The sequence below is a fragment of the Streptodolium elevatio genome, assembly GCF_040649515.1.
Lineage (GTDB): Bacteria > Actinomycetota > Actinomycetes > Streptomycetales > Streptomycetaceae > Yinghuangia > Yinghuangia elevatio.
In genome coordinates, this window is the sequence record NZ_JBEZFP010000008.1 from 104,998 (window position 1) to 118,921 (window position 13,924).

Below are 13,924 nucleotides of genomic sequence, written 5' to 3' on the forward strand. Positions count from 1 at the left end.
GCGCGGCACCCCGGACTAGGCCTACGGGTTCTTGTTGCCGCCCTTGCGCATGATGTCGGGAAGCGAAACCAGGAACGCGATCACCGCGAAGAGCAGGATCGGCAGCCCGACGAAGTAACCGAGCGTCTCGCCGATGCTCAGACCGGGGCCCGGGTCGTCGCCGTCGTCCCGCGTCAGGGCGAACGCCGGGGACGAGATGAGCAGCATGAGCGTTACGCCGGCCGCGACCGTGCCGGCACGCAGTGCATTCCTGTTGACCACGGTCCTACCGTACTCGCCGCCGTACCGCACCGCCCCACCGGGGGAGCCGCGAGAGTGACGCGTCGCCCCCGCGCGGCCGGCGGTTCCCGTCGGGTCCGCGGATCCGCCCGAAGCGGCTTCGCTTCGAGGCTGATCCGCGGATCCCGACGGTCCCCCACGGTCCCCGCCGAGCTCCGCCGACTCGTCCGGTCTCGGACCGGCGCGTCCTGTCGACGCGTCAGGTCCCGCCGAAGCGTCGGGGCCGGCCCGGCCGATCCGGGCTACGCCGAGGCGCGGTCCTTCTCCTGGGCCCGCAGCGCCCGGGCGACGCCGTCGCGGCTCTCGACCACGAGGCGGCGCAGCGCCGGCACCCGGTCCGCCGCGTCGAGCCACGCGTCGGTGCGGTCGAGGGTCGCCTGCGAGACCTGGATGGACGGGTAGAAGCCCATCACGATCATCTGGGCGATCTCGTTGGTGCGCTGCTCCCAGATCCCGGCGATCGCCTCGAAGTAGCGCTCCGTGTACGCCGCGAGCAGTTCGCGCTGGTCCGGCTGCAGGAACCCGCCGATGACCGCGCCCTGCGTGGCGTTCGGCAGCGTGTCCGACTCGACGACCGAGGCCCACGCCTCGTCTTTTGCCGCACGCGTCGGCCGCGCCGCCAGGCAGGCCGCCGCGTGCCGCGCGCCCGCGGCCGTGTCGTCGCGCCGGCGCTCGGCCTCGATGGCGTCGGCGTCCGCCGCGCCGACCGCGACCAGGCGCTGCAGCAGCGCCCAGCGCAGGTCGGTGTCGACCGCGAGGCCGTCCACCGTCCCGGTGCCGTCGAGCAGCCCCTTGAGCAGCGCGATCTGGTCGTCGGTGACCGCCACCGTGGCCAGGCAGCGCGCCCAGGCGAGCTGGTGGTCGCTGCCGGGTGCCGAGGAACGCAGGTGGCCGAGTGCCGCCTCCGCCAGACGGGCGAGCCCGGTGGGCCGCCACTCCGGGGCGGCGTACAGTTCGAGCGCGCTGATCAGCTGGCGGTGCAGCGAGCCGACGATGTTGATGTCCTTCTCCTGCCCGATACCGGACAGCACCAGGGTCAGGTAGTCGCGCGTCGCCATCTCCGCGTCGCGCGTCATGTCCCAGGCCGCCGCCCAGCACAGCGCGCGCGGCAGCGGGTCGGCGAACTCGCCGATCGCCGACGTCACCACCGCGAGTGAGTGCTCGTCGAGGCGGATCTTGCAGTATGTCAGGTCGTCGTCGTTCAGCAGCACGACGTCGGGCCGGGCCCGGCCGACGAGTTCGGCGACCTCGGTACGCGGCCCGGAGACGTCCAGCTCGACCCGGTGGGAGCGTACGAGCCCCTCCGACGTGCGGTTGTAGAAGCCGATCGCCATGCGGTGCGTGCGGATGGTCGGCCACGCCTCCGGCGCTTCCTGGAGCACCGCGAAGGACGTGATGGTGCCCGAGTCGTCGACGGTGATCTCGGGGCGGACCGTGTTGATGCCGGCCGTCTGCAGCCACTCGGCCGACCACGCGGACAGGTCGCGGCCGGAGGTCTCCTCCAGGGCGGTCAGCAGGTCGGCGAGCGTCGTGTTGCCCCACGCGTGCCGCTTGAAGTAGGTGCGGACACCGGCCATGAACTGGTCGCTGCCGACGTACGCGACGAGCTGCTTGAGCACCGAGGCGCCCTTGGCGTACGTGATGCCGTCGAAGTTGACCTCGACGTCCTCCAGGTCCCGGATGTCCGCGAAGATCGGGTGCGTGGACGGGAGTTGGTCCTGCCGGTAGGCCCACGTCTTCATGCGGTTGCCGAACGTCGCCCACGCGTGCTTCCAGCGCGTGACCTCCGCCTGGCAGCGGATCGACGCGTACGTGGCGAACGACTCGTTGAGCCACAGGTCGTCCCACCACTGCATGGTGACGAGGTCGCCGAACCACATGTGCGCGAGCTCGTGCAGGATGGTCTCCGCGCGCACCTCGTACGACGCGTCTGTCACCTTCGACCGGAAGACGTAGTCCTCCAGGATCGTCACGCAGCCCGCGTTCTCCATCGCGCCCGCATTGTACTCCGGCACGAAGAGCTGGTCGTACTTCGCGAACGGGTAGGGGAAGTCGAACTGTTCGAGGAAGTAGTCGAAGCCCTGCTTCGTCACGTCGAAGATGTTGTCGGCGTCCAGGAACTCGGCGAGCGACGCGCGGCAGAAGACCCCCAGCGGCACGACCGTGCCGTCCGCGGCCGTGTAGGAGTCGCGGACCGCGTGGTAGTGCCCGGCGACCAGGGCCGTGATGTACGTCGAGATCCGCGGCGTCGGCGCGAACCGCCACACCGCCGCCCCGTTGCCCTCCAGCGACGGGATGGGGTCGGGCGTCGGCGAGTTGCTGATGACCTGCCAGTCCTGCGGCGCGGAGATGCTGAAGGCGAACGACGCCTTCAGATCCGGCTGCTCGAAGTTGGCGAACACGCGGCGCGCGTCGGCGACCTCGAACTGCGTGTAGAGGTAGGTCTTCGAGTCGACCGGGTCGACGAACCGGTGCAGGCCCTCGCCGGTGTTCATGTACGCGCACGAGGCGACGACGCGCAGTTCGTTCTCCGCGGCCAGACCGTCCAGCCGGATGCGGCTGTCCGCGAAGACCTTCGCCGGGTCGAGCTCGGTGCCGTTGAGGGTCACCGAGTCGACCGACGGGGCGACCAGGTCGATGAACGTCGAGGCGCCGGGCTCGGCGCAGGAGAACCGCACGGTCGTCTCGGACGCGAACGTCGGACCGGTGCCGGTCAGGTCGAGTGCGACGTCGTAGGTGTCGACGGTGAGGATCCGGGCCCGCTCGCGGGCTTCTTCACGGGTGAGGTTGGTACCGGGCACGCCGGTCGTCTCCTTTGCGGTCGGTGGATCGGTGCGGAGGTCAGGCGGAGCGCCCGGCGGACGCGTCCTTGGCCCGGGCCCGCAGCGCCCGGGCGGCATCGTCGCGGCGCTCCACGACCAGACGGCGCAGGGCCGGGGCCCGGCGGTCGTCGGCGAGCCAGTCGTCGGTACGCCGCAGCAGCTCCGGCGAGACGTCCCACATCGGATAGAGCCCCACCACGATGCGCCGGGCGATCTCGATAGAGCGCTCGGCCCACACGCGGTCGAGCGCCGCGAAGTAGGGCTCGGTGTACGGCGCGAGGTTCGCGGGCGCGGACGTGCGGTTGAAGCCCCGGATGACGGCGTCGACCATGGCGTTCGGCAGTTCGTCCGACTCCACGACCGAGCGCCACGCCTCCGCGTTGGCCTCGGGCGAGTCGACGGCCGCGCGGCAGGCCGCGGCGTGCTGGCGCCCCGCGGCGGTGTCGTCGCCGGCCAGCACCGAGTCGATGTCGGTCGCGTCGGCGAACCCCTCGACCGCGAGTGTCTCGGTGATGAGCCAGGTCAGCTCCTTGTCGACGACTAGGCCCTCGACCTCGTCGTCGCCCGCCACGAGAGACCGCAGGAACTCCAGTCCCTCCTGCCCGGTGGCGGTACGCCCGAAGCAGCGCGCCCACGCGAGCTGGTGGTCGCTGCCCGGTTCGGCGGACCGCAGTTCGCGCAGCGCCCCGGCGGCGAGCCGGGCGCGGCCCTCGGCACGCCATCCGGGGTCGGCGTAGTGCTCGAGCGCCGACTCGGCCTGCTCCAGCACCATCTGCACGACCGCGATGCGCGACTCGCCCGACGCGTGGCGCAGCACCAGGTCCACGAACTCCCTGGCGGGCAGCTCGGCGTCGCGGGCGAGGTTCCACATCGCCGACCAGATGAGCGCGCGGGCGAGGGAGTCGTCCACGTCCGACAGACGGGCGAGCGCGGTCGCGGCCGACACGGTGTCGAAGGCGATCTTGCAGTAGGTCAGGTCGTCGTCGTTGAGCAGGATCAGCGCGGACCGGGGGTGGCCGACCAGCTCGGGGACCTCGGTGCGCGGCCCGGTCACGTCGACCTCGACGCGCCGCACCCGGGCCAGGTGCCCCGAGCCGTCGTCGTCGAAGCAGCCGATCGCGATGCGGTGCGGGCGCGGCGGCTCGCCCTCCTGGCGTACCGCGAAGGAGGTGATCACGCCGTCCGGGTCCACCTCGACCTCCGGCACGAGGCGGTTCATGCCGGTGGTCTCCAGCCACGCCTTGGACCACGTCGACAGGTCGCGCCCGCTGGACGCCTCCAGGGCGGAAAGCAGGTCCTCCAGGCCGGTGTTGCCGTACGCGTGCCGCGCGAAGTATTGCCGCGAGCCCGCGTAGAACGCGTCCTTGCCGACGTACGCGACCAGTTGTTTGAGGACCGAGGCGCCTTTGGCGTACGTGATGCCGTCGAAGTTGAGCATCGCGTCCTCGAGGTCGCGGATGTCGGCGACGACCGGGTGCGTGGTGGGGAGTTGGTCCTGCCGGTAGGCCCACGCCTTGCGGCGGATGGCGAAGGACACCCACGAGTCCTCGTACTCGGTGGCCTCGGCGACGGCCGCGGTGCCCATGTAGTCGGCGAACGACTCCTTGAGCCACAGGTCGTCCCACCAGGTCATGGTGACCAGGTCGCCGAACCACATGTGGGCCATCTCGTGCAGCACGGTGTTGGCGCGGCCTTCGTACGCCGCCTCGGTCACCTTGGAGCGGAAGACGTACTCGTCGCGGAAGGTGACGCAGCCGGGGTTCTCCATCGCGCCGATGTTGTACTCCGGTACGAAGACCTGGTCGTACTTGCCGAACGGGTACGGCAGCGCGAAGCGGTCCGCCCGGTGGAAGAACGCGAAACCGGCCTTGGTCTGCCCGATCAGCCGTTCCACGTCGAGGTGTTCGGCGAGCGAGGCGCGGCACAGCAGGCCCAGCGGGACGGTCACGCCGTCGCCCTCGTAGACGTCGCGTACGACGTGGTAGGTGCCGGCCGCGATCGCGGTGATGTACGTGGAGATGCGCTCGGTCGGCACGAACCGCCACCGCGCGACCCCGGCACGGACCGGCTCGCGGGACGCCTCGGGGGCGTTCGACACGACGGTCCACTCCTCGGGGGCGTCCACCGTGAACGTGAACGACGCCTTCAGGTCCGGCTGTTCGAAGTTGACGTACAGCCGCCGGGCGTCGGCGGGCTCGAAGTGCGTGTACGTGTAGACGCCGCCGTCCACCGGATCCTCGAAGCGGTGCAGCCCCTGGCCGGTCCGGCTGTAGGCGCACGTCGCGACGACCCGCAGCTCGTTCTCCGCCGCCAGCCCGTCGAGCGCCACGCGCACGCCGTCGAAGACCTGCGCCGGATCGAGGGCGCGCCCGTTCAGGGTCACCTCGTGCACCTCGGGCGCCAGCAGGTCGGCGAAGGTCGCGGCGCCCGGCTCCGCGCAGGTGAACCGGATCACCGTCTCGGACCGGAACGTGGTCGGCCCGGTCGTCAGGTCGAGGGCGATGTCGTACGCCTCGACGCCGATCAGCCGGGCCCGCTCGCGGGCCTCGTCGCGCGTCAGGTTCCTACCGGGCACGGGTCACGCTCCCTTTGTCTCCGCTTGTCCCCGCGATCCTTTCACGGCGGTGCGGATCGGCGGGGTCGTTGCGGAATGGCGCGCGCGGGGGCGGGGTTGCACGGTTGAGGGGCGGATACCACCCGCCATTGTGAAGCGGAAGGATCGCATCTTGACGACCGTGGAGCGCGACCAAGCGCACTTCTGGTTCGACCCGCTGTGCCCGTGGGCCTGGATGACCTCGCGCTGGATCCTCGAGGTCGAGAAGGTGCGTCCCATCGACGTCACCTGGCACGTCATGAGCCTGTCGGTGCTCAACGAGAACCGGGACGACATCCCGGAGCAGTACAAGGAGATGCTGCAGCGCGGCTGGGGCCCGGTGCGCGTGTGCATTGCCGCCGAGCAGAAGCACGGCAACGAGGCGCTGCTGCCGCTCTATACCGCGCTGGGCAACCGGCGGCATCCCGGCGGCCGGGACTACGACCGGGCGACGATCGAGGAGGCCTTGGAGGAGGCCGGGCTGCCCAAGGACCTCGCGGACGCCGCGGACTCCACCGACTACGACGAGGCGCTGCGCGAGTCGCACAAGCAGGGCATCACCCTTGTGGGTGAAGACGTCGGCACGCCGGTCGTGTCCGTCAACGGCGTGGCGTTCTTCGGCCCGGTGGTGACCCCGGCTCCCAAGGGCGAGGCCGCGGGCCGGCTGTGGGACGGCTGCGTGCTGGTCGCGGGCACGCCGGGCTTCTACGAGCTCAAGCGCACGCGCACCGAAGGCCCCATCTTCGACTGAGGACGGGCAGCGGGGCACGGCGCCGAGGGGCCGCGAGGCGGAAAGACATTACGCCTCGCGGCCCCTGCGTACGCCTGCGGATGCATGCCATGCTCGGACGCGGCGACACCATGAAGCACCCGTACAACAGATCGTGACATAAGCCAATAAACTGGACAGATGACCGCGCCTGAACGCTCCAGACCCCTGGTACGCACGGCCCGCCGCGGCCGACCGGACCCGCGTACCCCCAACGGCAACGCGCCGTTCGGGTCGCGACGTCCGGGTGTCCGCGACCGGGCGTTCTCGGTGGCCCTGCGTCCCACCGCGGTGGTCTGGCGCGTCGTCGGTCTGCGGCACAGTGCCGCCACGCTGCGGCACTACTACGGGCGTACCGGCGCCGACCTCACGGTCGACCCTGAAGGCCCGCTCGGCACCGCACCCTTTCGGCGCGTCGCTGACCGGCACCTGGTGGAGTGGCGGGACTTGGCCCTGGCCCGTTGGCGCGAGAGCGGGGGCACGGAGCGCGAGTTCGACGTGACGACGAACTGGCACGGTGTGCGGATCGGCCGGGGGGACCACCTGGACTGGTGGCTGGCGCTGCGCGGTCTGCAGTACCGCATCACCGGACGGCTCGACATCGCGGCGGACGACGGCGAGGACGCCGCGCGGGGCGACGTGGCGGCCGCCGCCGGTCCCGCGGTCCGGGTGGTCTACGAGGTCGAGATCTACAAGGACTGGGGATTCGACAAGGGCGAGGACGAGTACGGCCTGTCCTTCACCCCGTTGGCCCGCCTGCACGAGGCAGGGCTGGCCCGCGAGTACTCCGTGGTCGGCCGCAGCAGGCCGCTCGTCTGGACGTCGCCGTCGGACTGAGCGGACGGACGCGGGCTCAGGCGCGGGCTGGGTGTTGCCCCGGCGAGGGACTGTGCGGCGGGTCGCGTTCATGCGCTCATGCGTTCATGCGTTCAAAGGTGTGCGGTTCCCGTCGACTCCCGTGCCCGCTCTAGGGTTGGGCGCAGCGAAACGACCCCGCGCGATTGGCGCGCGCGGGGTCGTTTCCGGCCTGACTGAAGCTGACGTTGGGAAGACGATCAGTTCGAAAGGCCCCGGAGGTCACGTCCCTCCGGAATCTGCGGTGCGTACCGCGCAGTTGCGCGGCTGTGCCGTTACGAGGCCGTCGGTCGCCGGCTGCTCAGACGAGCGCGCCGGCCGCCTTCGCCTTGCCGAAGCGGGCGGCGACGTCCTGCCAGTTGACGATCTTCCACATGGCGTCGACGAAGTCCGGCTTGACGTTCTTGTACTGCAGGTAGAACGCGTGCTCCCAGGCGTCGAACACCAGCAGCGGGACCGCGCCCTGGCCGATGTTGCCCTGGTGGTCGTACACCTGCTCGACGATCAGGCGCTGACCCAGCGGCTCCCAAGCCAGCACGCCCCAGCCCGAACCCTGGGTCGTGGCGGTGGCCTTGGTGAGCTGGTTCTTGAACTTGTCGAAGCCGCCGAGGTGCTCCTCGATGGCCTCGCGGAGCTCGCCCTCGGCGCCGTCCTTGCCGGGCTCGCCGCCGCCGTCGCCGGACATGTTCGTCCAGTAGATCGAGTGCAGCACGTGTCCGGCCAGGTGGAACGCGAGCGTGCGCTCGAGTCCGACGATGCCGCCGAGCTGGTCCTTGTCCCGCGCCTCGGCGAGCTGTTCGAGCGTGTCGTTCGCGCCCTTGACGTACGCCGCGTGGTGCTTGTCGTGGTGCAGCTCGATGATCTGGCCGCTGATGACGGGCTCCAGCGCCGCGTAGTCGTACGGGAGCTCGGGCAAGGTGTAGGTCATCAGTTCCTCCGAGGCGTTTTCAATTGCAAGTTACTTGCAATTGAAGATCCTACGCAAGAAACCTATTCCCGCCCCGGAGGGGTGACCTCGCGGCGCGCCGGACGTAGCGTTCCCGGAGACGTGGGCAACGACGCAGCAAACGCAGCAACGACGTAGCAGTGATGTAGCAGTGGGGCCAGTGGAGAAGGGGTGCCCGGCATGACACAGCAGGCGGAGACCACGGGGGCCGCGACGTCCGGACACGGGACGGCGGTCACGGTGCACGACACCATCCACATCGGCGGCGCGTGGGTGCCCTCGACGGGCAGCGGCGTCATCGAGGTGGTCGACCCGGTCACCGAGACCGTGCACGCGACCGTCCCCGAAGGCACGCCGGAGGACGTGGACCGTGCGGTCGCCGCGGCCCGCCGCGCCTTCCCCGGGTGGGCCGCGACGCCGCCCGCGGAGCGCGCCGCGGCCCTGGCCAAGGTCCGTGACCTGCTCGCCGAGCGCACCGGCGAGATGGCCGAGGCGGTGACCCGGGACATCGGCGCGCCGGGTCCGCTGGCGCAGCGCGTACACGTCGGCCTGCCCATCGGCGTGCTGGGCACGTACGTGCGCCTCGCGGAGGAGTTCGTGTGGGAGGAGCGCATCGGCAACTCGCTGGTGGTGCGCGAACCCGTCGGTGTGGTCGGCGCGATCACGCCCTGGAACTTCCCGCTGCACCAGATCACCAACAAGCTCGGGCCCGCGCTCGCGGCGGGCTGCACGGTGGTGCTCAAGCCCAGCGAGGTGGCGCCGTCGGCGGCGTACGTCTTCATGGAGATCCTGGACGCGGCCGGCATCCCGGCGGGCGTCGTCAACCTGGTGTCCGGGACCGGGCCCGTCGTCGGCGAGGCGATCGCGTCGCACCCGGGCGTCGACATGGTCTCGTTCACCGGGTCGACACGTGCCGGCACGCGGGTCGCCGCGCTCGCCGCGCCGACCGTCAAGCGCGTGGCCCTGGAGCTGGGCGGCAAGTCGGCGAACGTGATCCTGCCCGGGGCCGACCTGGAGGCCGCGGTCCGGGCCGGGGTCAACGGCGCGTACCTCAACTCGGGGCAGGCCTGCAACGCGCTGACCCGCATGCTCGTGCACCGCGACGACCACGACCGCGCCGTGGAGTTGGCGGCCGAGGCCGCGGGCGCGCTGGACGGCAAGCTCGGCCCGCTCGTGTCGTCCGTGCAGTTCGAGCGCGTGCAGGGCTACATCGAGCGCGGCGTCGAAGAGGGCGCCGTCCTCGCGACCGGCGGCCCCGGGCGTCCGGACGGCGTGGACGCGGGCTACTTCGTGCGTCCGACGGTCTTCGCCAACGTGTCCAACGACATGGCCGTCGCCCGCGAGGAGATCTTCGGACCGGTCCTGTCGATCCTGCCCTACGACGACGAGGCCGACGCCGAGCGCATCGCCAACGACACGTCGTACGGCCTCGGCGGCGCGGTGTGGGCAGCCACGCAGGAAGAGGGCCTCGCCTTCGCCCGCCGGATCCGCACCGGCCAGGTGGACGTGAACGGCGGCGCCTTCAACCCCCTTGCCCCGTTCGGCGGTTACAAGCAGTCGGGCAACGGCCGCGAGCTGGGCCGGTACGGCCTGGAGGAGTACCTGGAGATCAAGTCGATCCAGCTCTGAGCTCCTCCGGGTTCCCCTGAGTTCGGACGCGGTCATCTGAATTCGGCCGCTATCCGGTGACTTCCGCCGAATTCTGCCGAGTTCCGCCGAGCTGTGCCGACCGACGCACGAGGCAGGTTGTGCGGTGCCCGACAACGAACCGTGCGCTTCGTTGTCGGGCACCGGCATGAACGGTCGTTAACGCGTTCGGTACGTTCGCCTGGTCCCGCAACTGAACCTTGAGTGTGGAGTCCTCGTGAGCACTGCCCTGCCCGGCACGTCCCTGCCGGTACTCGCCGACCTCGTCCCCGCCCGCGCGTTCCGCGGCGCGACCGTGCGCGACGCCGCCCTCGTCGTCGGCGCCGCCGGATTCGTCGGCCTCGCCGCCCAGCTCTCGGTGCCCGTTCCCGGCTCGCCCGTCCCGGTCACCGGCCAGACCTTCGCCGTGCTCCTCGTCGGCACCGCGCTCGGTGCGTGGCGCGGCCTCGCCGCGATGGCGCTGTACCTCGCGGCCGGCGCCGCGGGGATGCCGTGGTTCGCGGAGGGCACCTCCGGCACCGGCATGCCGACCCTCGGCTACGTCATCGGCTTCGTGTTCGCCGCAGGGCTCGCGGGGACGCTGGCCCGCCGCGGCGCCGACCGCGGACCGCTGGGCACCGCGGCGGTCATGCTGCTCGGCAACGCGGTCATCTACGCCGTGGGTCTGTCGTACCTCGCGCACGACCTGGGCATCAGCCTGTCGCAGGCGTACGAAATCGGCATGGAGAAGTACCTGTTCGGGGACGCCCTCAAGATCGCCCTGGCGATGGGGCTGCTGCCCGCCGCATGGCGACTGGCCGGCCGCCGAGGCTGAACCACCGGGTCGGCCGCCGCTGTTGAGCCGAGGGGCGGCGGCCGCCCCAGCACCCGGCGGCGGCCGAGCGGACCCCGCGATGTGAGATCCGGCCGAGAGCCTGAGAGACTGCCCCCATGCGTGTTTACCTCGGCTCCGACCACGCCGGCTACGACCTCAAGAAGCACCTCATCGAGTGGCTGAACGCCAACGGCCACGAGGCCGTCGACGTCGGCCCGGCCGTCCAGGCGGAGGCGTACGACTACCCCGTCTTCTGCCTGCGCGCCGGCGAGGCCGTCGCCAAGGACCCCGGCTCGCTCGGCGTGGTGATCGGCGGATCCGGCAACGGCGAGCAGATCGCCGCCAACAAGGTCAAGGGCATCCGTGCCGCTCTCGTGTGGCGCGAGGACATCGCCGCGCTCGCCCGCGAGCACAACAACGCCAACGTCATCAGCCTGGGCGCGCGCATGCACACCGAGGACGAGGCCGCCAAGTTCCTGCAGGTGTTCCTCGACACGCCGTTCTCCGACGCGCCGCGGCACATCAAGCGCATCGACCAGATGAGCGCGTACGAGACCACCGGCGAGCTTCCGCCGCTGCCGTAGCCGGTCCGCCGCGGGCCGACCCTCGCCCGACGGCGCCGCCCGACACGTCCCTGCCACGACCCTCACGCGCGGCCCGGCCGCAGGTGTTCCGCACCTGTGACCGGGCCGTCGGCGTTGCCGTGCCCGGGAACTGCCCGGGACTGTGCGGGACCGCCAGGACTGCCCGGGACTGCCCGGGACTGCCCGGGACGAAAGGCCCGTCCGGATTGTCGGTGCGGTCGGCTAACTTTGCCGGTGCGGGTCCGCCCGACCGCCCCGCGCGGCCGCCGCGCCGCCGATCTGCCGCCGCCCGTTTCCGAAAGGGGAGTACGTGCCCGAGGGCCACACGATCCACCGCCTCGCCGCTGAGCACACCGAGCGCTTCGCCGGCCGCGAGGTCGCGCTGTCCAGCCCGCAGGGCCGGTTCGCCGATGCCGCCGCCCTGCTCGACGGCTCCGAGCTGGTCGGTGCCGAGGCGCACGGCAAGCACCTGTTCCTGGAGTTCCCCGGCGAGCGCTGGATCCACGTGCACCTCGGCATAGCTGGGGTGTTCCGCTTCGGCGAGTTCCCCGCGGGCGGCGAGCCCGGTCCGGTGGTCGGCGTCGTGCGCCTGCGCATGGTCGGCGAGGACGGCTGGGCCGACCTGCGGGGCCCCAACACTTGCGAGATCGTGACCCTCGCGCAGAAGAACGCGCTGCACGCCCGCCTCGGCCCCGACCCGCTGCGTCCCGACGCCGACCCGGACGAGGCCTGGCACCGCATCTCGCGCAGCGGCAAGCCGATCGCCGAACTGCTCATGGACCAGAAGGTGTTGGCCGGAGTCGGCAACGTCTACCGGGCCGAGGCGCTGTTCCGCGCCCGCCTCGATCCGCATCGCGAGGGCCGCCTCGTCAAGCGCCGCGTGTGGGACGCGATCTGGGCGGACCTCGTCGAGCTGATGGCCGAGGGTGTACGCGTCAACCGCATCGACACCGTCCGTCCCGAGCACACACCCGAGGCCATGGGCCGCGAGCCGCGCAAGGACGACCACGGCGGCGAGGTGTACGTCTACCGCCGCACCGGCATGCCGTGCCTGGTGTGCACCACCAAGGTCCGCATCGAGGAGCTGGCCGGACGCAACCTCTTCTGGTGTCCCAAGTGCCAGCCCAAGGCCCGGCGTCGGGCCGCGAAGACCGTGCTGCCGGGCACGGCAGCCGCCACCCTGGGTACGTCGGCTGCCACCCCGGGCACGGCCGCCGTGGCAGCCCGGCAACGCCGACTCTCCCTCCCGTCGGCCGAACGGAGTCGCTGACTATCCGGAGACAAGTCGACATACGTTTCGATTTTCTCCGGGTACGTCCGGATGTGCCGGGGCGGCCTGTCCGGAGGTCCGTCGACGTGGCGCGATGTGCTGGGTAAGGTCGCGCAATGGCGGAGACGAGGGAGTCGCGGCCCCGGCGATTCGCCCGTCGGGGAAGGAAGTTGGCATTCTGGGCCCGGCACACGCTGCTGCCCTCCGACCGCTTCTTCCTGGTCGCGCTGCTTGCCCTCGTCACCGTGTGCGGCCTGCTGCCGTCGGTCGACGAGGCATGGTTTCCGGTCACGACCCTCGTCGTCCCGCTCTTCGTCGGCGGCCTCGTCCTGCGCATGGCGAGCCTGCTTCTGCTCTACGCGGCGACGGCCGGGGTCCTGGTCGCCTTGGAGCGTGTACACGGCACCGGGGTCGTACGCCCGGGCGCCGTCGTGGTCGTCGCCCTGGTGGCGTTCATGGTCGTGTTCGTCGCACGCAAACGGACCCGGCTCGGCCTCCAGGGCACGCGCGGCGAGACGATGCTCTTCGACCTGCGCGACCGCCTGCGCGCCCACGGCCTGGTGCCCGAACTGCCGCCGCAATGGCACACCGACGTGGTGCTGCGTCCGGCCGGAGGCCAGGCGTTCTCGGGCGACTTCGTGGTGGCCACGCGCGGTCGGCGCGGCGGCCGCACGCTGGAGATAGCCCTCGTCGACGTGTCCGGCAAGGGGCTCGACGCCGGAACCCGGGCACTCCTGCTGTCCGGCGCGTTCGGCGGACTCATCGGATCACTGGCACCGCACGGGTTCCTGCCGGCCGCCAACGACTACCTGCTGCGGCAGGGCTGGGACGAGGGCTTCGCGACCGCCGTGCACGTGGCGATCGACCTGGAGACCGGCGAGTACGAACTGATCTCCGCGGGCCACCCGCCCGGCGCGCACTGGGTCGCCGCGTCGGGCATCTGGGAGGTGCGGGAGGCCGAGGGGCCGCTGCTGGGCGTCATTCCCGGCTCCACGTATGAGGGCGTCAGCGGTGTGCTGGGGCCCGGCGACGCCCTGCTGCTGTTCACCGACGGCATGGTCGAAGTCCCCGGCCAGGACATCAGCGTCGGCATCGACCGGCTCCTGGGCGAGGCCGACAAACTCGTCGCCGACGACTTCGCGGACGGCGCGCGCCGAATCGCCGACTCCGCGAGCGGCAACGTCGCCGACGACCGTGCCGTGGTGCTGATCCGCCGCCACGGCACCCGCTGAGCCACACGTACCCGCACCGAGGCCGGTTGCCGGACGACCTGCGAGGTCGTCCGGCAACGGACGAGGTTGGGAGGGGGCGTGGTGAGAGGCGGGTGGGGGGGAAGATTGATGAA

Annotated in this window: 10 protein-coding genes and 1 pseudogene; 7 read left to right on the forward strand and 4 right to left on the reverse strand. The window is 71.3% G+C overall.

The window, feature by feature from the left end; translation table 11 throughout:
• Nucleotides 1-21: 21 nt before the first annotated feature.
• From AB0C36_RS05160 to pepN (AB0C36_RS05170), 3 genes are all read right to left on the reverse strand, one after another.
• A complete protein-coding gene (locus AB0C36_RS05160) occupies nt 22-207 on the reverse strand; it encodes a hypothetical protein (protein WP_358349459.1) in 186 nt (61 codons plus the stop codon).
• Nucleotides 208-521: 314 nt separating this feature from the next.
• Nucleotides 522-3,080, reverse strand: a complete 2,559-nt coding sequence (gene pepN, locus AB0C36_RS05165) for an aminopeptidase N (protein WP_358349422.1) — start codon at nt 3,078-3,080, stop codon at nt 522-524.
• Nucleotides 3,081-3,120: 40 nt separating this feature from the next.
• The gene (gene pepN, locus AB0C36_RS05170; protein ID WP_358349425.1) at nt 3,121-5,676 is read right to left on the reverse strand and encodes an aminopeptidase N; all 2,556 of its coding nucleotides are present in this window, start codon (nt 5,674-5,676) and stop codon (nt 3,121-3,123) included.
• A gap of 151 nt (nt 5,677-5,827) precedes the next feature.
• Here pepN (AB0C36_RS05170) and AB0C36_RS05175 point away from each other — a divergent pair, with 151 nt between their 5' ends.
• A complete protein-coding gene (locus tag AB0C36_RS05175; RefSeq protein ID WP_358349428.1) occupies nt 5,828-6,445 on the forward strand; it encodes a mycothiol-dependent nitroreductase Rv2466c family protein in 618 nt (205 codons plus the stop codon).
• A gap of 159 nt (nt 6,446-6,604) precedes the next feature.
• Nucleotides 6,605-7,300, forward strand: a complete 696-nt coding sequence (locus tag AB0C36_RS05180; protein WP_358349431.1) for a hypothetical protein — start codon at nt 6,605-6,607, stop codon at nt 7,298-7,300.
• 319 nt (nt 7,301-7,619) lie between these two features.
• On the opposite strand, the gene AB0C36_RS05185 is transcribed toward AB0C36_RS05180, so the two are convergent.
• On the reverse strand, nt 7,620-8,249 hold the full coding sequence (locus tag AB0C36_RS05185) for a superoxide dismutase (protein ID WP_358349461.1): 630 nt from the start codon (nt 8,247-8,249) through the stop codon (nt 7,620-7,622).
• 195 nt (nt 8,250-8,444) lie between these two features.
• On the opposite strand from AB0C36_RS05185, the gene AB0C36_RS05190 reads away from it, so the two are divergent.
• From AB0C36_RS05190 to AB0C36_RS05210, 5 genes and pseudogenes are all read left to right on the forward strand, one after another.
• A complete protein-coding gene (locus AB0C36_RS05190; RefSeq protein ID WP_358349433.1) occupies nt 8,445-9,893 on the forward strand; it encodes an aldehyde dehydrogenase family protein in 1,449 nt (482 codons plus the stop codon).
• Between the two features lie 235 nt (nt 9,894-10,128).
• Entirely contained in the window at nt 10,129-10,725 is a 597-nt protein-coding gene (locus AB0C36_RS05195; RefSeq protein ID WP_358349436.1) for a biotin transporter BioY, read from the forward strand.
• A 116-nt stretch (nt 10,726-10,841) separates the two neighbouring features.
• Nucleotides 10,842-11,309 (forward strand): ribose-5-phosphate isomerase, encoded by a 468-nt coding sequence (locus AB0C36_RS05200; protein WP_358349438.1) that lies wholly within the window; start codon nt 10,842-10,844, stop codon nt 11,307-11,309.
• 310 nt (nt 11,310-11,619) lie between these two features.
• Nucleotides 11,620-12,441: pseudogene (locus AB0C36_RS05205) on the forward strand (Fpg/Nei family DNA glycosylase); the annotation flags it as partial.
• A gap of 308 nt (nt 12,442-12,749) precedes the next feature.
• Entirely contained in the window at nt 12,750-13,811 is a 1,062-nt protein-coding gene (locus tag AB0C36_RS05210) for a PP2C family protein-serine/threonine phosphatase (protein ID WP_358349441.1), read from the forward strand.
• Nucleotides 13,812-13,924 lie beyond the last annotated feature (113 nt).

What these genes read in the sequence shown, in the direction of transcription:
- AB0C36_RS05160 (WP_358349459.1), bottom strand. Translation starts at nt 207, where the DNA reads ATGCTGCTCATCTCGTCCCCGGCGTTCGCCCTGACGCGGGACGACGGC.
- AB0C36_RS05190 (WP_358349433.1), top strand. Translation starts at nt 8,445, where the DNA reads ATGACACAGCAGGCGGAGACCACGGGGGCCGCGACGTCCGGACACGGG.
- AB0C36_RS05200 (WP_358349438.1), top strand. Translation starts at nt 10,842, where the DNA reads ATGCGTGTTTACCTCGGCTCCGACCACGCCGGCTACGACCTCAAGAAG.
- AB0C36_RS05180 (WP_358349431.1), top strand. Translation starts at nt 6,605, where the DNA reads ATGACCGCGCCTGAACGCTCCAGACCCCTGGTACGCACGGCCCGCCGC.